20 protein-coding genes are annotated in these 23,075 nt (G+C 51.8%); 16 read left to right on the top strand and 4 right to left on the bottom strand.

Annotation, left to right across the window (positions count from 1 at the left end; genetic code table 11):
- Nucleotides 1-194: 194 nt before the first annotated feature.
- Complete coding sequence (locus GW590_RS19850; RefSeq protein ID WP_169404816.1) at nt 195-1,103, bottom strand: DMT family transporter; 909 nt, start codon at nt 1,101-1,103, stop codon at nt 195-197.
- A gap of 311 nt (nt 1,104-1,414) precedes the next feature.
- On the opposite strand from GW590_RS19850, the gene pdxB reads away from it, so the two are divergent.
- The 14 genes from pdxB (at nt 1,415) to hisP (ending at nt 15,363) form a co-directional block, all read left to right on the top strand.
- Nucleotides 1,415-2,542 (top strand): 4-phosphoerythronate dehydrogenase PdxB, encoded by a 1,128-nt coding sequence (gene pdxB / locus GW590_RS19845; protein WP_169404815.1) that lies wholly within the window; start codon nt 1,415-1,417, stop codon nt 2,540-2,542.
- A 184-nt stretch (nt 2,543-2,726) separates the two neighbouring features.
- On the top strand, nt 2,727-3,737 hold the full coding sequence (locus GW590_RS19840) for an aspartate-semialdehyde dehydrogenase (protein ID WP_169404814.1): 1,011 nt from the start codon (nt 2,727-2,729) through the stop codon (nt 3,735-3,737).
- A complete protein-coding gene (gene truA, locus GW590_RS19835) occupies nt 3,737-4,567 on the top strand; it encodes a tRNA pseudouridine(38-40) synthase TruA (protein WP_169404813.1) in 831 nt (276 codons plus the stop codon). The genes GW590_RS19840 and truA overlap by 1 nt, the downstream gene beginning before the upstream one ends.
- 19 nt (nt 4,568-4,586) lie before the next feature.
- A complete protein-coding gene (locus GW590_RS19830) occupies nt 4,587-5,243 on the top strand; it encodes a DedA family protein (RefSeq protein ID WP_169404812.1) in 657 nt (218 codons plus the stop codon).
- Nucleotides 5,244-5,537: 294 nt separating this feature from the next.
- Nucleotides 5,538-6,458, top strand: a complete 921-nt coding sequence (accD, locus tag GW590_RS19825; RefSeq protein ID WP_169404811.1) for an acetyl-CoA carboxylase, carboxyltransferase subunit beta — start codon at nt 5,538-5,540, stop codon at nt 6,456-6,458.
- A gap of 236 nt (nt 6,459-6,694) precedes the next feature.
- Complete coding sequence (gene folC, locus GW590_RS19820) at nt 6,695-7,984, top strand: bifunctional tetrahydrofolate synthase/dihydrofolate synthase (RefSeq protein ID WP_169404810.1); 1,290 nt, start codon at nt 6,695-6,697, stop codon at nt 7,982-7,984.
- Nucleotides 7,974-8,747, top strand: a complete 774-nt coding sequence (dedD, locus tag GW590_RS19815; protein ID WP_169404809.1) for a cell division protein DedD — start codon at nt 7,974-7,976, stop codon at nt 8,745-8,747. Before folC ends, dedD begins: the two co-directional genes overlap by 11 nt.
- A gap of 268 nt (nt 8,748-9,015) precedes the next feature.
- On the top strand, nt 9,016-9,507 hold the full coding sequence (gene cvpA / locus GW590_RS19810) for a colicin V production protein (protein ID WP_169404944.1): 492 nt from the start codon (nt 9,016-9,018) through the stop codon (nt 9,505-9,507).
- 30 nt (nt 9,508-9,537) lie between these two features.
- The gene (purF, locus tag GW590_RS19805) at nt 9,538-11,055 is read left to right on the top strand and encodes an amidophosphoribosyltransferase (protein ID WP_169404808.1); all 1,518 of its coding nucleotides are present in this window, start codon (nt 9,538-9,540) and stop codon (nt 11,053-11,055) included.
- A 191-nt stretch (nt 11,056-11,246) separates the two neighbouring features.
- The gene (locus GW590_RS19800) at nt 11,247-11,819 is read left to right on the top strand and encodes a UbiX family flavin prenyltransferase (RefSeq protein ID WP_169404807.1); all 573 of its coding nucleotides are present in this window, start codon (nt 11,247-11,249) and stop codon (nt 11,817-11,819) included.
- Between the two features lie 329 nt (nt 11,820-12,148).
- Nucleotides 12,149-12,931: a lysine/arginine/ornithine ABC transporter substrate-binding protein gene (locus GW590_RS19795; protein ID WP_169404806.1), complete on the top strand. Its 783-nt coding sequence runs from the start codon at nt 12,149-12,151 to the stop codon at nt 12,929-12,931.
- Nucleotides 12,932-13,130: 199 nt separating this feature from the next.
- Entirely contained in the window at nt 13,131-13,817 is a 687-nt protein-coding gene (locus GW590_RS19790; RefSeq protein ID WP_169404805.1) for a histidine ABC transporter permease HisQ, read from the top strand.
- Nucleotides 13,814-14,530: an ABC transporter permease gene (locus GW590_RS19785; RefSeq protein ID WP_169404804.1), complete on the top strand. Its 717-nt coding sequence runs from the start codon at nt 13,814-13,816 to the stop codon at nt 14,528-14,530. Before GW590_RS19790 ends, GW590_RS19785 begins: the two co-directional genes overlap by 4 nt.
- A 59-nt stretch (nt 14,531-14,589) precedes the next feature.
- Complete coding sequence (gene hisP / locus GW590_RS19780) at nt 14,590-15,363, top strand: histidine ABC transporter ATP-binding protein HisP (RefSeq protein WP_169404803.1); 774 nt, start codon at nt 14,590-14,592, stop codon at nt 15,361-15,363.
- A gap of 101 nt (nt 15,364-15,464) precedes the next feature.
- On the opposite strand, the gene GW590_RS19775 is transcribed toward hisP, so the two are convergent.
- Nucleotides 15,465-17,009, bottom strand: a complete 1,545-nt coding sequence (locus GW590_RS19775; RefSeq protein ID WP_169404802.1) for an FGGY-family carbohydrate kinase — start codon at nt 17,007-17,009, stop codon at nt 15,465-15,467.
- A 12-nt stretch (nt 17,010-17,021) separates the two neighbouring features.
- Nucleotides 17,022-18,104: an alcohol dehydrogenase catalytic domain-containing protein gene (locus GW590_RS19770; RefSeq protein ID WP_169404801.1), complete on the bottom strand. Its 1,083-nt coding sequence runs from the start codon at nt 18,102-18,104 to the stop codon at nt 17,022-17,024.
- Nucleotides 18,105-18,422: 318 nt separating this feature from the next.
- Here GW590_RS19770 and GW590_RS19765 point away from each other — a divergent pair, with 318 nt between their 5' ends.
- The gene (locus GW590_RS19765) at nt 18,423-19,700 is read left to right on the top strand and encodes an MFS transporter (protein WP_169404800.1); all 1,278 of its coding nucleotides are present in this window, start codon (nt 18,423-18,425) and stop codon (nt 19,698-19,700) included.
- A gap of 47 nt (nt 19,701-19,747) precedes the next feature.
- Here the strand turns inward: GW590_RS19765 and pepT are convergent, their stop codons facing one another.
- Nucleotides 19,748-20,980, bottom strand: coding sequence for a peptidase T (gene pepT / locus GW590_RS19760; RefSeq protein ID WP_169404799.1), 1,233 nt, complete (start codon nt 20,978-20,980; stop codon nt 19,748-19,750).
- A gap of 246 nt (nt 20,981-21,226) precedes the next feature.
- Between pepT and GW590_RS19755 the strand changes: the two genes are divergently transcribed.
- A complete protein-coding gene (locus GW590_RS19755) occupies nt 21,227-22,774 on the top strand; it encodes an ABC transporter substrate-binding protein (protein ID WP_408014952.1) in 1,548 nt (515 codons plus the stop codon).
- The last annotated feature ends 301 nt before the right edge of the window (nt 22,775-23,075 follow it).

Raw genomic sequence — 23,075 nt, 5'->3', positions numbered from 1 at the left:
GCTCTGGTGTTGGCCTTGCGTTTGCTGACAAGGTTTTCTTCAGTATCGAGATACCCGGGCGTAGCACACCCAGGTGCGCTCCGGCGGGCAAGCCCGCTACGACCCCAACGGTGTACTCTCCCTAATAACGGATTTTCCCGCTGCCGGAGTAATATCTTTCATTCTCACTCACCCGAATCACTTACGGAATCAGTTTATTCCGGTGTCACTTCTTTTATCGAGGACCGTCGCGCGCCAAACAGCGGCTTACGCAAGCGCTGGGCCAAAATAACCCCTACCAGCGTGATGCCGCCACCGATAAGGTGATAGCTTTGCAGATGCTCATGTAAAAAGAATACCGCAATAATGGCGGTAAAAATGGGAGTCAGATTCATAAATATGCTGGCAGTATTGGCACCGAGGTGATGCACTCCCTTGATCCATAGAAAAGGGGCGATGATCGATGCCGGGATGCCGGCAAACAGCACCAGCGGCATATTTTGCCGGGTCAACTCGGCATCACTGACCAGTAAAAAATTGGGTATCAGCATTAGCACGCCAAACACAATCTGCATATACAGCGATTGCCAGTTGCCAACCGGGATTGCCCAGCGCTTGGTCAATACGCCATAGAGTGCATAGGACGCAGTAGCGGCAAACATCATCAGTTCACCCACGCCGATACCTTGTTGCAGCAGTTTTTCGGGATGGCCGCCGCTGACCAACCAAACCAGGCCAGCCAGTGACAGCAGACTACCGGCGGCAATTCCCACCGTGGGTACTACGCTGAGCAATACCAGGCTGATCAGCACGGTCAGTAACGGGATCAGCGAGGCGATAATCCCCATAAACAGTGCACTGACGCTGTGTGCTGCGTAATAGGCCAGACTCTGATAGAGCACCATACCCAATAGACCGAGCACCAGAAACTTCCACCAATACTTTTTTATCTCGGCGCGGTTACGCCATACGCCGGGAAGTACAAAAGGGGTCAGGGTCAGCAGCGCGAGCAGCCAACGATAAAATGAGATCGCAGCCGGATCGATGGCGCTGGCCGCTGCCTTGCTGACCACGGCGTTTAACGACCAGATAAGTACTGCAAATAGTGGGAAAAGCAGATTCATAAATCAGTATCCAAGGTTGATAGTCAACAGCGCCTGCGCAACCCTGCGAGACACGCCATAGTGTAATGCGATTTGTTCTCTTTTCTATATTGATTTACAGACATCGTGTGCCGTTAATCGGACAATCGCACGAAGTGGCTCGGCAACCGGGTGACCAAACGGGCGTTGTCCTGTGCATTGGCTATATATAGCGAAAAAGCTATGGCAAAATGGCCGCCCTTTATGGCGTTATCTTTTACGTTGCAGGTGCAGCCACAAATACGACGCGTATATTGTTCATTATTCTTTTTGCAGCGGTAGCGGAGACAAGCGTGAAAATCCTGGTTGATGAAAATATGCCTTATGCGGTTGAGTTGTTTAGCCGGTTAGGCGAAGTTCAGGCCGTTCCTGGTCGTCCCATCCCTAAAGATGCTCTGGCTAACGCCGATGCGCTGATGGTGCGTTCGGTGACCAAGGTTAATGAAAGTCTGCTGACAGTGACGCCGATAAAATTTGTGGGTACCGCAACGGCAGGGACCGATCATGTGGACGACAGCTGGTTGCAGCAGGCGGGGATCGGTTTTTCTGCCGCACCGGGTTGCAATGCCATTGCCGTGGTGGAATACGTTTTCTCTTCGTTGTTGATCCTCGCCCAGCGCGACGGATTTTCCCTGCGCGACAAAACCGTCGGTATTATCGGCGTCGGCAATGTTGGCTCGCGGTTGAATGCGCGTTTGCAGGCACTGGGTATTCGCACCCTGTTATGCGATCCACCGCGCGCGCGCCATGAAGGCGGTGATGCGTTCAGCTCTATCGAGCAACTGGTGGCGGAAGCGGATATTTTGACTTTCCATACGCCATTAAATCAGTCCGGAGTGGATAAAACCTATCACCTGGTGGACGCCGCGATGCTGGCAGCCCTGAAACCGGGCGCTATTTTGATTAACGCCTGTCGAGGGGAAGTAGTCGACAATGCGGCCTTGCTGACCGCGCTAAACGGTGAGAAAAAACTCACTGCCGTACTCGATGTCTGGGAGCCCGAGCCGGAACTGTCGCTGGCGCTACTGGATAAAGTGGCTATTGGCACCGCGCATATCGCCGGATACAGCCTGGAAGGCAAAGCACGCGGCACCACGCAGGTGTTTGAGGCCTATAGCCAGTTTATCGGTCAGCCGCAGCATGTGCCGCTGGCCAGCCTGCTGCCGGCCCCCGAGTTTGCCGAGGTATGCCTGCGCGGTGAGTTAACCGAAGCTAAACTGCTGCGTCTGGCGCACTTGGTGTATGATGTGCGCCGTGATGATGCGCCGCTGCGCAGAGTCGCGGGCAAAAGCGGTGAGTTTGACCGTTTACGCAAATTCTATGAAGAGCGCCGCGAATGGTCTTCGTTGACGGTCCACTGCGATAATCCGCAGACAGCCAGCCTGCTACAGCAACTCGGTTTTACCAGCGACGTTTCCTAAGGTTTTTATCAGGGATGCGCGCCATACTGTCGCATCCTGTCAACGCACCCGAAACGATATCCCGCGGCGGCAGTCAATATTGATGCCGCTTGCTGTAGTACGGCTATTCATAGCTAAATTTAGCGGGGGCGGTGATGACCGTCCCTTTTAGTCTGTAGTTTGAACATTTCTGGAGAAAACCAACATGTCTGATGGCTGGAATATTGCGCTGCTTGGCGCCACGGGTGCCGTAGGTGAGGCGCTACTGGATCTGCTGTCTGAACGTCAGTTCCCGGTTGGTGAGATTTTCCCTCTGGCGAGCGAGCGTAGCGCCGGACAAACCCTTCGTTATAACGGCAAAAGCGCGCTGGTGCACGATGCTGCCGAGTTTGACTGGTCGCAAGTGCAACTGGCCTTTTTTGTCGCCGGTGTCGAGGCTTCGGCCAAATACGCCGAAGAAGCCGCCAACCAGGGTTGTCTGGTGATCGACAGCAGTGGCCTGTTCGCCATGGAGCCGGATGTGCCGCTGGTGGTACCCGGAGTCAACCCCGATGTGCTCTCCCATTACCGCAATCGCAATATTGTGGCGGTGGCCGATAGCCTGACCTGCCAACTATTGACGGCAATTAAACCGCTGACCGAGCTGGCGGGCCTTTCGCGTTTGCATGTCACCTCTCTGCTTTCCGTATCCGCGCTGGGTAAAGCGGCGGTAGACGATTTGGCGGGCCAGAGTGCGCGTCTGCTTAACGGTATTCCGGCCGAAGAGGGCGTATTCCGCAAGCAGTTGGCATTTAACCTGCTGCCGTTGCTGAGTGATGACGAAGGCAGCGTGTTGCAGGAGCGTCGTCTGGTCGATCAGGTGCGTAAAGTGGTGCAGGACGAAGGGCTGCCGATTTCCGTCAGTTGCGTGCAGTCGCCGGTATTTTATGGCCATGCCCAGGTGGTGCATCTCGAGGGATTACGTCCGCTTTCAGCCGAAGAAGCCCGGGCTGAACTTGAACAAATTGCTGACATTAATCTCAGTGAAGAGGATGATTTCCCGACGCAGGTTAGTGATGCCTCAGGCAATGCTTCGTTAAGCATCGGTTGCTTGCGTAATGACTACGGTATTCCCGAGTTGCTTCAGTTTTGGTCGGTGGCGGACAATGTTCGTTTTGGCGGCGCGCTGATGGCGGTGGAAACCGCAGAAAAACTGATCCAGGAGTATTGGTACTGATGTCTGCAGAATTATGCCCTGAGCCAGCACCGAGAGGGGTGGCTGAACGCATTGCGTTAGGGGTTGAGTATCAGGGTAGCAGTTATTACGGCTGGCAGCGTCAGCAAGAAGTCGACAGCGTGCAGGCCTGTGTCGAAAGGGCGTTAAGTCGAGTTGCCGATGCACCGATCACCGTACAGTGCGCCGGACGCACCGATGCGGGCGTCAGCGCTACCGGGCAGGTAGTGCATTTTGATACGCCGGTATGGCGCAAAGATGCTGCCTGGACGATGGGGGTGAATACCCATCTGCCCAAGGATATCGCCGTGCGTTGGGTTAGTCACGTCAGCGAAGATTTTCACGCGCGTTTTAGCGCTACTGCGCGCCGTTATCGCTATGTGATTTATAATCATCGCTACCGCCCGGCTATTTTGCAGCAGGGCATTACCCATGTGCATATGCCATTGGACGTTGAAAAAATGCAGCGGGCGGGGCAATGTCTGCTTGGCGAGAATGACTTTACCTCATTTCGTGCCGTGCAATGTCAGTCGCGCACGCCCTGGCGCTTTATGATGCATCTGCAGGTGAGCCGCTATGGGCATTATGTGGTGGTTGATATTAAAGCCAATGCGTTTGTGCATCATATGGTGCGCAATATCGTGGGTAGCCTGGTGGAAGTGGGGGCGGGCAATCAGTCTGAAAACTGGATGGCCGAGTTGTTGGCTGCCAAAGACCGTAATCTTGCCGCTGCCACCGCCAAGGCAGAAGGTTTGTATCTGGTTGCTGTCGATTATCCTGAAAAATTTGCTTTGCCGAAGGTCACACTGGGGCCTCTGTTCCTGGCCGATTGAAGTCATTTGAGGGAATACCATGGAATATATTCACTATATCATTGATTTTATTCTGCATATTGATGTGCATTTAACCGAGTTGGTTGCACAATATGGCGTATGGGTGTATGCCATTCTGTTTGTGATTTTATTCTGCGAAACCGGACTGGTGGTGACACCTTTCTTGCCTGGCGATTCACTGCTTTTTGTTGCCGGTGCGCTGGCGGCATTGCCAGCCCACAGCCTGAATGTGCATACCATGGTATTTTTGATGGCGCTGGCAGCGGTGGCCGGAGATGCGGTGAACTACACCATTGGTCGGCTGTTCGGTGCCAAATTGTTCGCCAATCCTGATTCGAAAATTTTTCGTCGCAGTTATTTGGAACAAACTCACAAGTTTTACGAGAAACATGGCGGTAAAACGATTATTCTTGCGCGCTTTGTTCCGATTGTTCGCACCTTTGCCCCCTTTGTTGCCGGGATGGGGCATATGTCCTATCGCCATTTTGCCGCCTATAACGTGGCCGGGGGGCTATTATGGGTGTTACTGTTGACCTACGCGGGCTATTTTTTCGGCAACCAGCCCTTTGTGCAGAACAATCTGAAATTTGTGATTGTCGGTATTATCGTCGTGTCGGTGTTGCCGGCGATTATTGAGGTGCTGCGTCACCGCCGGGCTGCGGCCAAGACGCAATAAAGGTAAACCTGATGGTCAGGGGTGACCCTGACCTCGGGCGATATTATTAATTTAAAATTGTTAAACCACTGGATGGAACCATTTTTTTATCCACAGTCTACGGCTGTTATGGTTTAATGAGCGACATTTATGGTCTGTTCCTGCGAACAACCTCCTGATTTCCACGATTTCAGCGGCGATAGCCGAATGAAATTCCGAAATTAATCGAGGGCGGTTTTTGAGTTAAATGCAGGGGACTGGTTACAGCATGAACAGCGAACTGGCGTTTGCCAGGTTCAAACAGAAAGGTCATCGATGAGCTGGATTGAACGAATTCTTAACAAGAGCAACATCTCGCAAACCCGTAAAGCAAGCATTCCAGAAGGTGTCTGGACCAAATGCGATAGCTGTGGTCAGGTGTTATACCGAGCTGAACTTGAGCGTAATCTGATGGTTTGTCCGAAATGTGATCACCATATGCGCATGTCTGCGCGTATGCGTCTGTTCACCTTTATGGATGAGGGCAGTGAGGTCGAATTGGGTAGTGAGCTTGAGCCAAAAGACGTGCTCAAGTTTAAAGACTCGAAGAAATATAAAGATCGTCTGGTAGCGGCTCAAAAAGAGACTGATGAAAAAGACGCCATGGTGGTCATGAAAGGCACGCTGTTTGGTATGCCTATCGTGGTGGCGGCGTTTGAATTCGCCTTTATGGGCGGTTCAATGGCCTCGGTGGTTGGTGCGCGTTTTGTCCGTGCCGTTGAACAGGCGATGGAAGATAACTGCCCACTGGTCTGTTTCTCTGCCAGCGGCGGTGCCCGTATGCAAGAAGCCCTGATGTCGCTAATGCAAATGGCCAAAACCAGTGCGGCGCTGGCTAAACTGCAAGAACGCGGTCTGCCTTATATTTCCGTACTGACTGACCCGACCATGGGTGGCGTCTCTGCCAGCCTGGCAATGTTGGGCGATATCAATGTGGCTGAACCCAAGGCGCTGATTGGCTTTGCCGGACCACGCGTTATCGAACAGACTGTGCGTGAAAAACTGCCGCCGGGCTTCCAACGCAGTGAGTTCCTGATCGAAAAAGGGGCGATCGATATGATTGTTCGTCGTCCTGAGTTGCGTAACAAGTTAGGCAGCGTATTAGCCAAATTGACTGGACGCCCTGAACCTAAAGTCACTGAAGTTCCTGCGGTTAGCGCAAGTGATGCTTCAAGTGATAATCATCAGGATGCCTGACAGGCAGGGATAATAGCCTGTTCGTATAACCTGGGCGGCAAGCCTTTTGCCGCCGTACTGTACCCAAAGTCATTGGCGTTGCAGCCAGGCAGTCAGTGCGAGCCGCGGGCAGCAGTCAGTGATGCGGATGCATTCGTGCAGGCGCCACGTCAAGTATGACGGGTATAAGTAATAAAGGCTGTTATCCCGAGTCCGTAAGCAATTCTGATTGCAAGTACTGACAAAAGGGCATTGCCATGCAAAATATACCTATCCCCCAAGCCACGTCGCCTTTGGCCACGTGGCTTTATTATCTTGAAAATCTCCATTCTCAGGCGATTGAACTCGGTCTCGATCGGGTCAAGGCGGTGGCAACCCGTATGGATCTGCTAACCCCGGCCCCCCAGGTCTTTACCGTGGCCGGGACCAATGGTAAAGGCACCACCTGCCGTACGCTGGAAGCCATTCTGCTGGCAGCGGGGCTGCGTGTCGGTGTCTACAGTTCGCCACATCTGGTGCGTTATACCGAACGGGTGCGCATTCAGGGACAGGAACTGACGCCAGAGCAACATTGCCAGTCGTTTGCCCTGCTGGAGGCGGGTCGTGGCGATATTTCGCTGACCTACTTTGAATATGGCACGCTGTCGGCGCTACAACTGTTTAAACAGGCGGCGCTGGATGTGGTGATCCTCGAAGTGGGCCTCGGTGGCAGGCTTGACGCTACCAATATTGTTGATGCCAATGTGGCTGCCGTCACCAGTATTGCCCTCGATCATACCGACTGGCTGGGGCCTGATCGCGAAAGTATTGGCCGTGAAAAGGCCGGTGTCTTCCGCCATGCGCGCCCTGCGGTGGTCGGCGAAGGCGATATGCCGCATTCCATTGCCCTGGTTGCCGAAGAAAAGGGCGCTCAGTTGCACCGCGTCGGTCAGGACTGGCATTACACCAGCAACAATAATAACTGGCAGTGGCATTGTGCTGGCGCTGACAATTTACCCGCTGTCACCTATGATCAATTGCCGCTGCCCCAGGTGCCGCTGCCCAATGCTGCCACGGCGCTGGCCGTGTTGCATTACTCGAGCTTAAGGGTCAGCGAGGCAGCCATTCGTCAGGGGTTGCAGCAGGCAGCGCTACCCGGACGTTTTCAGTTGGTTAGTGACTCGCCACGGTTGATCCTCGATGTGGCGCACAATCCGCATGCGGCAGGTTATCTGGCCGGTAAACTTTCTGATTTGCCAAGGCGAGGGGGGAAAATCCGCGCGGTTATCGGTATGTTGTCAGATAAAGATATTGCCGGTACGTTGGCATGTCTCAAACCGCAGGTTGATGTCTGGTATTGTGCCCCTCTTGAGGGGCCACGCGGCGCACCGGTTAGCGCGCTGACTGAGCACTTGCCTCAGGCCATGGCCTTTACCGACGTTGCGAGCGCATGGAAGCAGGCGATGCAGGATGCTGATAGTCAGGATATCGTCATTGTCTGTGGATCATTTCATACCGTAGCCCATGTTATGGCTGCGATGGATACGGGGAATACCAGTGGCAAGTAAGTTTCAAAATCGTCTGGTTGGCACCGTGATCCTGGTAGCCTTGGGAGTGATCCTGCTACCGGGTCTGCTGGATGGCAAAAAAAAACACTACGAGGATGAGTTTGCCTCCATTCCGCTGGTTCCCAAACCGGGGGATGTTCAGGAGCAGGAGCCCGCTGGCCCAATAACCCAGTCGTTACCGGCTCAGCCGCCGGAAGGGGCAGGGGAAGCGGTCAATGCCGGTGCTGCCGAGGCGGCTCATGCCGTTGCCTCCTCGCAAGACGCCCCGGATACGGAAACCGAGGTAGCACCACGTGCCCCTGCGGCCAAGGCCACACCTAAAACGCTGACGCCACCACCGGTAGCCGAGTCGCGACAGCAGCAACTGAAAGCGCAGCAACCGCCAAAAGCGGTAACCGCGAAAAAGGCGGAAGCCAAACCGGTAGAGTCACCAAAAGCCGAAACGAAACCGCAGGTTGAGGCAGCAGCCAAACCACCGGCCGAAGCGAAAGAGCCAGCCGCAGAAAAACCGCCGGTGGCCCAATCCTATGTGGTGCAGTTGGGTGCGCTGAAGAATGCCGACAAAGTTAATGAAATTGTCGCCAAACTGCGTTTGTCCGGCTATCGCGCCTATACCCTGCCGGCGACCCCGGTTCAGGGACAGATTACGCGCGTATTTGTCGGTCCGGAAGCCAACAAGCAAAAGCTTGAAGGTTCGCTGGATAAGTTAAAAGATCTTAGTGGTTTGAGCGGGCAAGTACGCGGTTATAGCGCCGCGCACTAAAGGCTGATGACGCCCGCCATGGCGGCGGGCAGCATCGGGCTTTATGCCGTCTGAACAAGTAATAATTTGTTATCTTTTTGCGGTGATTGATGTTTTTTTCACCCTTATGATTAATTTGGCTGACCGGCAGATTTACCCTACGCAAACGTTTTCTTTTTCTGTTAGAATTCGCAGCGATTTGGATGCCGGGCAAGTTGTACCCAGAGTCATTGCCGCTTTTGCGACAAAAACAACGGGTCTTTTCCTGGATGAGAGACTGGATAGAGTGATGGTCTGGATTGATTACGTCATTATTGCGGTTATCGGGTTTTCTGCGTTAGTCAGCCTGATTCGAGGTTTTGTTCGCGAAGCCTTATCATTGGTAACCTGGGGGTGCGCCTTCTTCGTTGCCAGCCACTATTATCCTTACCTCGCCGTCTATTTCACGCGTTTCGAAGACGAAGTCGTTCGAAACGGGATCGCAATTGCCATCTTGTTCATCGCGACGTTGATCGTAGGTGCAATTGTCAACTATGTGATTAGTTCGCTGGTCGAGCGTACCGGACTATCGGGAACCGACCGGGTATTAGGTGTCTGTTTTGGCGCACTGCGCGGGGTGTTGATTGTCTCGGCAATGCTGTTCTTTCTGGATACCTTTACCAGCTTTTCGCACAGTGAAGACTGGAAACAGTCGCAGTTGATCCCACAGTTTAGTTATATCATCAGGTGGTTCTTTGACTACCTGCAGAGCACGTCGAGTTTCTTGCCAAAGCATATCTAGCTTTGGCAGCGCTGATGAGGAAAAGACAACATGTGCGGTATTGTCGGTATCGCCGGTTTTATGCCGGTAAACCAGTCGATTTATGACGCGTTAACGGTGTTACAACACCGTGGGCAGGATGCCGCAGGCATCGTCACCATTGATGGCAACAACAACTTCCGTCTGCGGAAGGCCAATGGTCTGGTGAAAGATGTGTTCGAAGCACGGCATATGCAACGTTTGCAGGGCAACATGGGCCTTGGTCACGTTCGTTACCCTACGGCTGGCAGTTCCAGCGCTTCAGAGGCTCAACCTTTTTACGTCAACTCTCCGTTCGGCATCACCCTTGCCCATAACGGTAACCTGACCAATGCCCACGAATTAAGAAGTACGCTGTTTGAAGGCGCTCGTCGCCATGTCAACACCACTTCTGACTCTGAAGTTTTGCTGAATATTCTTGCCAGTGAACTGGACAGATTCCAGCATTATCCCCTGGAAGCAGACAACATTTTCGCGGCGATTTCTGCGGTGAACCTGAAGATCCGCGGCGCTTATGCCTGCGTGGCGATGATCATCGGTCACGGCATGCTCGCCTTCCGCGATCCGCACGGCATCCGTCCTTTGGTGATCGGCAAGCGTGTGCTTGACGAAAACCGCACCGAATATATGGTGGCGTCCGAGAGTGTAGCTCTCGATACCCTCGGCTTTGAATTCCTGCGCGACGTTGCGCCAGGCGAAGCCGTGTATATCACCGAGAAAGGCCAGCTCTTTACCCGCATGTGTGCTGAAAATCCTCAGTACAACCCATGCCTGTTCGAGTTTGTCTACTTTGCGCGTCCTGATTCGTTTATCGATAAGATTTCCGTCTACAGCGCCCGCCGCCGTATGGGACAAAAACTGGGGGCCAAGATTGCCCGCGAGTGGGAAGATCTGGAGATCGATGCCGTTATCCCGATCCCGGAAACCTCCAACGATATCGCGCTGGAAATCGCTCGCATCCTTAACAAACCCTATCGCCAGGGATTTGTAAAAAACCGTTACGTTGGCCGCACCTTTATCATGCCGGGTCAGCAGGAGCGTCGCAAATCGGTTCGCCGTAAATTGAACGCCAACCGCGCCGAGTTCCGTGACAGAAACGTGCTGCTGGTGGATGACTCTATCGTGCGTGGTACCACCTCACAGCAGATCGTCGAAATGGCCCGTGAAGCCGGTGCCAAAAATGTCTATCTCGCTTCGGCCGCGCCGGAAGTTCGCTTCCCGAACGTCTATGGTATTGATATGCCTAGCGCCAATGAACTGATTGCTCACGGTCGTGAAGTGAGTGAAATTAAACAGATGATTGGTGCCGATGCGTTGATTTTCCAGGATCTGAGCGACCTGATTGACGCTGTGCGTGAAGAGAATCCGGATATCGAGAAATTCGAATGCTCGGTATTTGATGGTATCTACGTCACCAAAGACGTTGATCAGAGCTATCTTGACTACCTTGAAGCCTTGCGTAATGACGATGCACAGGCCTTGCGTGGTCAGCAGGAAGCTGAAAATCTCGAAATGCATAACGAAGGCTAATGGCAAAAAAAAATGCCTTCCCACCGCTTGTCCTGCCAGTCAGGGCAGGCGGTTTTTTTATTCCGCTTTTCCCCTTATTTATCCTATCATCTGCTCGCTGTGGCAATGCGCCCGGCTGTTGCTTGCTAAAGGCTTTTTAATCCGGCAAAGTCATTCGTTAAAATGTTCTGCAGATCCTTAAGGCAGTATTTATGAAACAACTTATTGTTGGCATCTCCGGCGCCAGTGGCGCAATTTATGGGGTGCGTTTGCTCGAGGTGCTGCGTGATGTTGCTGATGTCAAAACCCATCTGTTAATCAGCAATGCCGCCAGGCAGACCCTGGCGCTGGAAACCAACTTCAGTCTGCGTGAAGTTCAGGCATTGGCCGACGAGGTGTACGATCCCCGTGATATCGCCGCCAGCATCTCCTCAGGCTCTTTTAAGACCTCAGGTATGGTCATACTGCCTTGCTCGATCAAAACGCTGTCAGCCATCGCCAACAGCTATAGCGACGGCTTGCTGTCGCGTGCTGCCGATGTGGTATTAAAAGAACGCCGTCCGCTGGTGCTCTGTGTGCGTGAAACCCCGCTGCACCTCGGTCATTTGCGACTGATGACCCAGGTGGCCGAATTGGGTGCGGTGATTATGCCGCCGGTACCGGCGTTTTATCATCGCCCGGTCACTATCGATGACATCATCAATCAGACGGTCAACCGCGTGCTTGACCAGTTTGATATTGAACTTCCCCAGGACCTTTTTGTTCGCTGGCAGGGCAGCCACTAAGTTTTTGTAACCCTTTATGCCCTAAATTTGTACATATTGATAACGATGCACCAAAATTGAACTTTGCTTGTTTTATTTTGGTGCATCTGTGTTTCAATCAACGGCCAAGGTGCAGCGAGCGTATGATTTTGCACAGACATTTTTGGCCGTATCGCACACTAAAGCAGCAGTCGATCAAAGTCGGCACGATTACTGCATAAGTATTGCATAATTATTGCATAGTAGTGAAAGTGGGAAAAAGTTACCGCCACAGACAGGTAACAGAAAAATAAAAGGGTTGTTTCGGCAACCAGACACAACAACACACGATTAATGGCTGAGGGTAATGTATGAAAAAGTTGTTCAAGGTTCTTCCTCTGGTATTAGTACTGGCCAGCGCCGGTAGCGCATTTGCTGCAGCGCCAAAAGCAATTAAAATCGGCACGGATCCAACCTATGCGCCTTTCGAATCCAAGGATTCCAGCGGCAAACTGGTCGGTTTTGATATCGACCTGGCTAACGAAATGTGTAAGCGCGCGGCTATTAAATGTACTTACGTCGAAAGCGATTTCGATGCATTAATCCCATCATTAAAAGCGAAGAAAATCGACGCTATCATTTCTTCACTGTCGATCACCGAAAAACGTCAGCAAGAAATTGATTTCACTGAAAAACTCTACGCTGCCAATGCGCGTCTGATCGCGCCAGCCGGTTCTAAAGTGCTGCCTACTCTGGAAGCATTGAAAGGCAAAAACGTCGGTGTGCTGCAAGGCTCGACTCAGGAAGCTTATGCCAACGCCATGTGGCAGCCAAAAGGCATCAACGTCGTGGCTTACCAGAACCAGGATCTGATTTATGCTGACCTGGCATCTGGCCGTCTTGATGCTGCATTCCAGGACGAAGTTGCAGGTAGCGAAGGCTTCCTGAAACAGGCTGCGGGTAAAAACTACGCCTTCGCAGGTCCTTCAGTTAAAGATGACAAATTCTTTGGCGTGGGTACCGGTATGGGACTGCGTAAAAACGAAGACGACCTGAAAGCCGCATTGAACAAAGCCTTTGATTCAATGCGTAAAGATGGTACCTACGAAAAAATGGCGAAAAAATACTTCAACTTTGATGTTTACGGCGGGTAAGCATTAACTGACAACGTCAGGGAATGCGTTGTCACAGCCGAAGTGACGGCTTGCCCAAACGGGTAAGCCGTTTTTTAAAGCAGAGTGCTTAACCCCTAATCGTTGTTGCTGTTACGGCCTGAGACGCGCCTGCTGCCAATAATAAAGGGCTCTCTCCTGCGAAACACAGTCTGATTTTCGTCAAAGACAGGATACGTACATGCTATATGGGTATTCCCAGGTCATCATCCAGGGCACGTTGGTTACCTTAGAACTGGCACTGTCATCCGTGCTGTTGTCGGTGATTATCGGTTTGATCGGTGCCGGTGGCAAACTGTCCAAAAATCGATTTATTTCGGCGATCTTCGGCGCCTACACCACCTTAATTCGCGGTGTGCCGGACCTGGTATTAATGCTGTTGATTTTCTATGGATTACAAATTGCCTTAAACAGTCTGACCGAATCCATGGGGATGGATCAGATTGATATCGATCCTCTTAGCGCCGGTATTATCACCCTCGGGTTTATTTACGGTGCCTATTTTACCGAGACTTTCCGTGGTGCCTTTATGGCCGTGCCTCGCGGGCAAATCGAAGCCGCAGTGGCCTATGGCTTCAGCAGTTCACAAATTTTCCGCCGTATTCTTTTCCCGGCGATGATGCGTTTTGCGCTTCCGGGCATTGCCAATAACTGGCAGGTTATTCTCAAGGCTACGGCACTGGTTTCGTTGCTCGGTCTTAACGATGTGGTCAAGGCGACGCAGTTGGCGGGCAAGGGCACCTATCAACCTTTCTATTTCGCTATCGTTGCCGGTGTTATCTATCTGGTATTTACTACCTTATCCAATGGTGTTCTGCTATGGCTTGACCGTCGCTATTCACTGGGTGTGAAGAGGGCTGAGCTATGATCGATATTTTGCAGCAATACGGTTTATCGCTGCTGTGGAGCGATGGTTACCGGTTTACCGGTCTGGCGATCACCCTGTGGCTGCTGATTAGCTCGGTGGTGATGGGGGGATTACTGGCGGTGCTGATGGCCGTAGGGCGAGTGTCGCCAAACCGCTGGATCAGTACCCCAATCTGGTTGTTCACCTATGTTTTCCGTGGTACGCCGCTGTATGTGCAGCTCCTGGTGTTTTATTCCGGGATGTACAGTCTGGAAATTGTCCGCGGCAGCGATTTTTTAAACGCTTTCTTCCGTAGTGGTCTGAATTGCACCATTTTGTCTTTAACGCTCAATACCTGCGCCTATACCACCGAAATTTTTGCCGGTGCCATTCGCGCCGTGCCGCACGGTGAGATTGAGGCCGCCAACGCCTATGGTTTTTCGCGTTTTAAACTTTATACCTGCATTATTTTACCTTCGGCGCTGCGTACCGCCATTCCGGCCTATAGCAATGAAGTCATTTTAATGCTGCACTCCACCGCCCTGGCCTTTACCGCCACGGTGCCGGATGTGCTGAAAATTGCCCGAGATATCAACTCCGCCACCTACCAGCCGTTTTATGCCTTTGGTATTGCAGCGGTCATTTATCTGGCTGTGTCGTTTGTCCTGATCACTCTCTTCCGCAAGGCGGAAAAACGCTGGCTGGCGCACGTTAAGCCCCAGTCTTCTCATTAGGCGGGATGCAGTTTTGAAAGCATTAACAGCGAAAACGTTAAACCTGTGCGGGAAAAATCATGTCAGAAAATAAATTAGCCGTCGTGGATTTGCATAAACGTTATGGTGAACAAGAGGTACTGAAAGGCGTTTCGATGTCGGCGAATGCAGGTGACGTTATCAGTATTATTGGTTCTTCCGGATCGGGGAAAAGTACCTTTTTGCGCTGCATTAACTTTCTGGAGAAACCCAGCGAAGGCTCAATCAGCGTCAATAACCAGGATATTCGCATGGTGCGCGATACCGATGGTCAGTTAAAGGTGTTTGATAAAAAACAGCTGCAACTGCTGCGTACCAAGCTGACCATGGTGTTTCAGCACTTTAACCTGTGGAGCCATATGACCGTTCTCGAGAACGTGATGGAAGCGCCAATTCAGGTGTTGGGACTGAGCAAGGCAGAAGCCAAAGAGCGCGCGATCCTCTATCTCGATAAAGTGGGCATTGACGAGCGCGCCCGTGGTAAGTATCCGGTTAATCTGTCAGGCGGACAACAACAGCGTGTTTCTATTGCTCGCGCGTTGGCCATGGAGCCGGAAGTGCTGCTGTTTGATGAGCCAACCTCGGCGCTGGATCCTGAGCTGGTGGGCGAAGTACTGCGCATTATGCAAAAGCTGGCAGAAGAGGGTAAAACCATGGTGGTGGTTACCCATGAGATGGAGTTTGCCCGTCACGTTTCCAGCCATGTGATTTTCCTGCACCAGGGGGTCATTGAAGAGCAAGGCAATCCGGCCGATGTCTTTGGCAACCCGAAAAGTGCGCGTTTGCAGCAGTTTTTGTCTGGCGCACTAAAGTAAGTTACCCCAAAGACCTGCTAACGCTAGCGACGAAAAAAACGCCCGAAGGAACTTTTCTTCGGGCGTGTTGCTTTATAAGGCTAAGGGGTAAAGCAAAAAAATTAACTGACTTTGGTTAAATCATAGAGCTGATGCATATCGCCTTTCAGGTTTTTATAGACTGAACGATAGGTTTTAAAGATCTCGTTATACCTTTCGTGACGCTTGGCGTCCGGGGTAGCGCGTGGCTGCAAGGTAAACCATTGTCTGATCTCATCGGCATTCTGAATGATCCCGGCCGCTTTGGCAGCCAGGAAACAATCGCCAAGCGGAGCCTCCACTTCCTCTTTGATGGTCAGCACCGGATAGCCGGTGATATCGGCAATAATCTGCATCCACATATCGGAGAACGCAGCACCCCCCACCACAATCAGCTCATTGTCCAGCCGTTCGGCGCAGGCTTTGCCCGACTCGATATTATCTTTCAGAGCAAAAGTTACCCCTTCGAGTACTGCACGGTACATATGGTAGCGAGTATGGTACAGGCTTAGCCCCACCAGGGTGCCGGAAGCCTTGGCATCCCAAATGGGACTGCGCTCGCCCATCAGATAGGGCAGAAAGATCAACCCTTCTGCCCCCGGTGCCAGGTCTTGGGCTTTTTCTTCCAGCAACTGATGTACCGAACAGCCTTGGCTTTTCGCCTGCTGTTTTTCTGCGCTACAGAACTGTTCGATAAACCAGGTGACGGAAGCACCAGCCGTAATGGCACCGCCGAAGGTGTAGATATCCTGCTGGGGGTTATTGACGTGCGGCATACTGATCAAGCCATGCCGCGCATCAACCTGATGATTGACAAATCCCCAGCACATGGAGGTGCCAATCATGGCAACGTGGTTACCCGGTGCTACCACCCCGGCCGCCAAGGTGGCGACCGCCGCGTCTACGCCACCGGCAACGATCGGCGTACCGGCGGCCAGTCCGAGCTTGTGCGCCATTTCCGGCAACAATCCTCCCACTATGCCGTCGGAGGGCACCAGGCGCTCCGGCAGCATGGTTTTCGGGATCCCCAGCATTCGGCAGGCCTTGGTGGACCAGTCTCGTTTTTCGATATTATAAACGCCACCAATATTACCGGCAGAGCAGTGATCAACGGCGATTTCCCCGGTGAGCTTGTAGTTGATATAACTATTGGGCGGCAGGAAATAACGGGTTTTCGCCCACACCTCAGGTTCGTTTTCCTTGATCCACAAGATCTTGGTATAACCGTAGTAACTGTCCAGCGAATTGCCGGTGATCCTGAAGAGCTCTTTGGTGTCCACATAGTTTCTGACCCAGTCAACGCGGTCAGAGGCTCGGCGGTCCATCCAGATCAGACAGGGGTAGAGCGGGCGGATATCCTCATCGACCGGGATCCCCGAACCGCCATACAGGCTGCTGATGCACACAGAGGCGATCTGCTGTTTATCGACGCCTGCGTTAGAGACCACCTCCGCCAGCACCTCCAGCGTCGCTTCCAGCCAGACATCAGGCCACTGCTCGGCCCACAAGGGTTTTGGCGTCTCAACCGCATAGCCGCGCGAGGCACTGGCGAGAATACGTCCGTTGGCATCCATCAGAATGCCTTTGGTACTTTGCGTACCGATATCGACTCCAACAACATATTTCATCGGCAAGCGTCCTTAAGGGATCAGCAAAACTTTGACTGACTCGGCACCGTGCGCTTTATGGAATGCCGCTTGCCAGTCATCCAGTGAGTAGGTATCGGTCACCACGCCTTCGGCGCTAAACAGCTTGCGTTCAAAAAAGTCGATCACCGTTTGGTAGCAGTTTGGCCCAAGGTGGGCACCGCGGATATCCAGCTCTTTGCGGTCGCCAATGATTGACCAGTCAACGGTGGCTTCTTCGCTAAAGACGCTAAACTCGACGAAGCGACCCATTTTACGGATCATATTCAGGCCTTGTGGCACGCTCCTTGGGTTACCGGTGGCCTCGATATAGACATCGCAGCCATAGCCGCCGGTCAAGGCTTTGACCTTGGCTACCACGTCTTCCTCCAGCGGATTCATCACCAGATCGGCACCGAATTTCCTGGCCAGCGCCAGGCGTTCCGGGATGGTGTCGAGGACGATCAGTTTTTTAGGCGTTTTCAGGCGAATGGCCTGCACCATCCCCAGCCCGAGAGTGCCGGCACCGGCCAATACCACCACATCTTCAAACTGAATATCGGCACGGTTGACGGCATGCACCGAACAGGCGAAGGGTTCGATCACCGCGCATTCATTCATGGTCAGCGTGGTCGGAATTTTATGCACCCGGCTGGTGGCTTTCAGCAGCATGTATTCCGACATACCACCATCGGCATCTTTGCTTTGAAAACCGTAGATATCGTGTTTTTCACACATCCAGTAATCGCCGCTCTTGCAGAAGCGGCACTTGTCGCAGGGGACGATCTGTTCGGCAATGACCCGGTCGCCGAGGGCTACGCCAAAGTGTTCTAATGCTCCCTCGCCAAAACCGGCGACTTCGCCGTAGAACTCATGCCCTGGCACTACTGGCGGTTTTACCCATGATGGCGCGCTGTCACTTCCCCAGAACATTTGTGCCCCGCCGAAGCAGTGAACGTCTGAGGCACAGACGCCGCAGGCGCTGATTTTTATTAATAGCTCATTGGCCTTGGGAACCGGCAGCGGAGAAGAAACAAGACGGTAGTCGTTAGGGCCATAATTAACTAATTGCTTAATTTGTTGCGGTAAAATATTCATATCGGCTCTCTTCCTTGCTTTTGTGTGTTTTTTAGAAACTAGTTTTATAAAATGTTTACGTCAACATTTTTGTTATTATTTTAGATGCTGGTCACTTTTTAAATTGTATTTATAAACACAAGTTGATCGTTCATTTTAGCTAACCGATTAATTGCTATGGCCAATTCTATTATTTTAACCGGCTATTATGTGACAGCATTCATATTAATGAGACTATTTTATTGACGGAGGAGGGGGGTGATATGCTTACCTTTTTTAGGCAATAAGAAAATAAAACCTCCGGAGAAGTATTAATTAAAATTAATATAAGGTACTGAAATGAAAGTTAATAGCGATCACTGGATGGGACTGCCCACCAATTTGTTATGGGGCTATGTGGCCATTTTCCTGTTTATGACCGGGGACGGTTTTGAGCTGGCGTTTCTCTCCCGGTATATTGTCGAGCTCGGTTTTTCCCCGGCGCAGGCAACGCTGGCGTTCACAGTCTATGGGCTATGTGCAGCGCTGGCGGCCTGGGGTTCAGGGGTTATTGCCGAGGTGATCACCCCGCAAAAAGCCATGCGAATTGGCTTTTATATGTGGGTGGTGTTCCACGTACTCTTTATGATTTTTGGCCTGTCCCATAAAAACTATTATTTTATTCTGCTGTTTTATGGTATCCGCGGACTGGCCTATCCGTTATTTCTTTATTCATTCATTGTGGTGATTGTTAATAATGTTCGCGAGGAGTTAGTTGGCTCGGCCTGTGGCTGGTTTTGGGCAGCATACTCATTAGGAATTGGCGTAATAGGTAGTTATTTGCCAAGTTTAATTATTACACATATTGGCGAGATGAATGTTTTATGGTTTTCATTAGCGTGGGTTTGCGCGGGAGGAATTATTGCTATTCTTTCGCTGAATAATATTAAAGTATCCAATCGTATGATGAATTTATCTACCAAAGAAAAATTCGCTGAAATGAGTCGTGCGGTGACGCTGTTGGCAAGCAACCGAAATATTTTTCTATCCAGCATTGTACGTATTATCAATACGCTGTCGCTATATGGCTTTGCCATTATTATGCCACTGGTATTTGTCGACAGCTTTGGTTTTTCCGTGCCTGACTGGTTGCAGATCTGGGCTATTTTCTTCTTCTCGACTATTGTCTTTAATGTCTTTTGGGGCATTGTCTCGCAGAAACTGGGCTGGCTGCGAGTGATCCGCTGGTATGGCTGTTTGGGTTGTGCGGTGTTTAGTATCACTTTTTATTTTCTGCCGGCCATCTTTGGCGATAACTTCTGGTTGGCAGCGCTGGGAGCGACCCTACTGGGAGCCTCCACTGCCGCCTTTGTGCCAATGACCGCGCTATTTCCGGCGCTGGAACCGGAACATAAGGGGGCGGCTATCTCGGTGTGCAACCTTTCTGCCGGTTTGAGTAACTTTTTTGCGCCAGCCATTGCAACCTTGTTACTGCCTACTGTTAGCGTGATCGGGGTGGTGCTTGCCTATAGCGCCCTCTATATTCTGGCGTTTATCCTGACGCTGTATATCGAGTTTAGCCAAAAGCAGTACCCTGCTGCGGGTAGTGAGCCTCTGGAGAGCAGTGCGACATCCTGAGGTGGTGCAGAAAATAAAAGCGTCCCCACCGAGCGGGGACGCTTGCCTTACTCTTTGGCTGCCAACAGGCACAGCGCGCGGGTTAACTCATAGGATTTTATAAATGAATTAACCGGTAAGAATTCAAATTTTGAATGGAAGTTATGGGCGCCGGTAAAATAATTGGGCGTCAGTAACCCTTTGGCCGATAACGCCGCGCCATCGGTACCGCCACGCATCGGGATCACTTTGGGCGTCACGCCTATCTCTTCCAACGCGGTAAAAATCAAATCGATAGCCTGCCGGTTTTCGCCAATCGCGCTGCTGATATTACTGTAGGTATCGCTGATAGTGACGGACACTTTTGCCGTCGGATATTGCGCGGCAATCATGTTGGCCACTTGCTCGATCTTCTGTTTGCGGGCAGCAAAACTGGCACTGTCAAAGTCGCGAATGGAGGCTTTTAGCGTCGCGGCTTGCTGATTGGCGCTAATATCATTGAACCAGATATAGCCTTCACGCCCCTGGGTTTTTTCCGGTGTCTCCTGACGATCAAACTGGCTAATAAAATCATGTGCCATCAACAGCGGATTAACCAGCACGCCAATGGCGGACATGGGATGGGCGCTGACGCCGGTAAAGGTAATTTCTGCCGAGGCGGCGTTAAAGTTTTCATAGACCACTTCACCCAGTTCGCAGCAATCGATGGTGTAGGCAAAATCGACGTCAAAGCGCTGAAGATCCAGCGCTTTGGCACCGCGCAGACCAATCTCTTCATCGGGAACAAAGGCAACGACAATATCGCCATGGCAATCTTCTGCCTGCAGGTTGGCCAGCAGGGTCATCACCACGGTGACAGCGGCTTTATTATCTGCTCCCAGCACGCTGGTGCCATCGCTGAAAATAATGGCTTCTCCCTGATAGGGCAGGATCTCAGGATGTTCACTGGTGCGCAGCCAGATATCTTGCGCCTGATTAAGGCAGAGGTCTTCGCCGTTAAAGATCAGCGTTTGCGGGTGAATATCCGCAGCTAAGCCGACGTCGACGGTATCAATATGGGTGATAAAACCGATCCGCGGCCCGCCTTTTTTCGTACCGGGTTTAACGGCGGTCACCGTAGCATGCTGATCAACCTGAACGTTTTCCAGCCCCAGCGCAATCAGCTCCTTAGCCAGTAAATTGGCCAACTCTTGCTGTCCTGGCGTACTTGGCAAACAGGTCGCCTTGGCATCGCTTTGCGTGGCTATCGCCAAATAGCGGTAAAAACGTTCTGTGAGTTGTGTGGCAATTTCAGTCGACATTGTGACCTCTGAGTTTTTACATATAAGATTTTCATATATAACAAAGTATTACTAAGCTTATCCTGAATGGTAGTCTGTTTTTGAATGCTGTTCCAGGTGATGTCGCGTATCGGGTGGCACTGTCCCCGACGACCATCGCCTGCACAACCACGGGGCGCCTGACCTGGCGCGTTCGCTATCTTAATGACAGGGAAAAGCATGAAACAGAAAATAGCAATATTGACTACCGGCGTTTTGGCGCTGGCCATGGCGGCCAGTGCTTCGGCTAACACGCTGGTCTATTGTTCCGAAGGCTCACCGGACATCTTTAATCCTCAGTTGTACACCTCAGGCACCAATGTCGATGCCAGCGCAGTGCCGATCTACAACCGCCTGGTTGACTTTAAAACCGGCACTACCGAGCTGATCCCCAGTCTGGCCGAGAGCTGGGATATCAGTGCCGACGGTAAAACCTACACTTTCCATCTGCGCAAGGGGGTTAAATTCCAGAGCAACAAGCTATTTACCCCCAGCCGTGATTTTAATGCCGATGATGTGATTTTTTCTTTTATGCGTCAGAAGGATAAAAACAATCCTTATCATCAGGTTTCCAATGGCACCTATCTTAACTTTGACAGCCTGGATATGAGCAACCTGATCGCCAGTATCGATCGCGTGGATGACAATACGGTACGATTTAACCTCTCGCGGCCGGAAGCGCCTTTTATTGCCGATCTCGGCTGGTATTTTGCCTCGATACTGTCCGCGGAATATGCAGATGCAATGCTTAAGGCTGGCACTCCGCAAAAAGTGGATACCGATCCTATCGGCACCGGCCCCTTTGAGTTAGTGCAGTATCAGAAAGATACACGCATTTTATATGCCGCTTTCCCGCAATATTGGCAGGGCAAGTCAAAGATTGACCGCCTGGTATTTAGTATCACGCCGGATGCTGCGGTAAGAATGGCCAAGCTGGAGAAAAACGAGTGTCAGGTAATGCCGTTCCCTAACCCGGCAGATCTTGATCGGCTGCGTGCCAACAAAGATATTACCTTGCTCAGTAAGTCCGGTCTGAATACCGGCTTTTTATCGTTTAATACCCAGAAAAAACCGTTGGATAATGTCAAGGTTCGCCAGGCATTGGCAATGGCAATCAATAAGGCGTCCATTATCGAAGCGGTGTTTCGTGGCACCGGCACGGCCGCCAAAAATCTGTTGCCACCGGCGGTGTGGAGCGCTGACAACGGCATAGAGGATTATGCCTATTCACCGGAAAAAGCCAAAGCCTTGTTGGCAGAAGCTGGCTATACCGAGGGGTTTGATATCGATCTCTGGGCAATGCCGGTTCAGCGCCCTTATAACCCTAATGCACGGCGTATGGCTGAGATGATCCAGGCGGACTGGGCGAAAATAGGTGTTAAAGCGCATATCGTCAGTTACGAATGGGCCGAATATCAGACGCGGATACGCAACGGTGAACATCAGGCGGCCTTGATGGGCTGGACCACTGCCAATGGTGATCCGGATAACTTTTTTGGTCCGTTATTTACCTGTAAAGCCGCGCAGGGCGGTTCGAACTCGGCCAAGTGGTGTTATCCACCGTTTGATCAGTTGATCAATGAAGCGCGCGTCACCACCGATCATGCCAAACGCGTAACCCTTTACCAGCAGGCCCAGCAGATGATGCACGATCAGGTCCCGGCGGTAATGATTGCGCATTCGACGATTTTTGAGCCGGTGCGTAAAGAGGTATCAGGCTATGAGATTGACCCGTTCGGGAAGCATATTTTTTATCAGACTGAGTTAGTTAAATAATAATTTTGGCTTAAAGGTCAATTTTTGGTTTTAAAGTCAAGGTCAAGGGCATTCGCTGCGCTCACTGGGCGGCGGCCCAGACCGCCCAAAGGAGGCGAAGGCGCGCCTCCTTTGGAATCCTGCGCCTTGTCCAAATTGATAAGTGTTGTGCCCTCGGTTCGAGTTCTTTCCAGTGACTTCTGTGTGTGGCCTAAACCACGCCGCTACGCGGTCCCTTCACTCGGTCGCGAGCCAAAAGCGTCTCGCTCCACGTCGCTCAGCGTAGGTTTTGAATCGGCCAGGAAACATTTAAAGCAAAACC

Source organism: Rouxiella aceris, from assembly GCF_012933545.1.
GTDB lineage: Bacteria > Pseudomonadota > Gammaproteobacteria > Enterobacterales > Enterobacteriaceae > Rouxiella > Rouxiella aceris.
The sequence above is the reverse complement of the archived record's forward strand: the minus strand, read 5'-3'. Positions and strand labels throughout refer to the sequence as shown.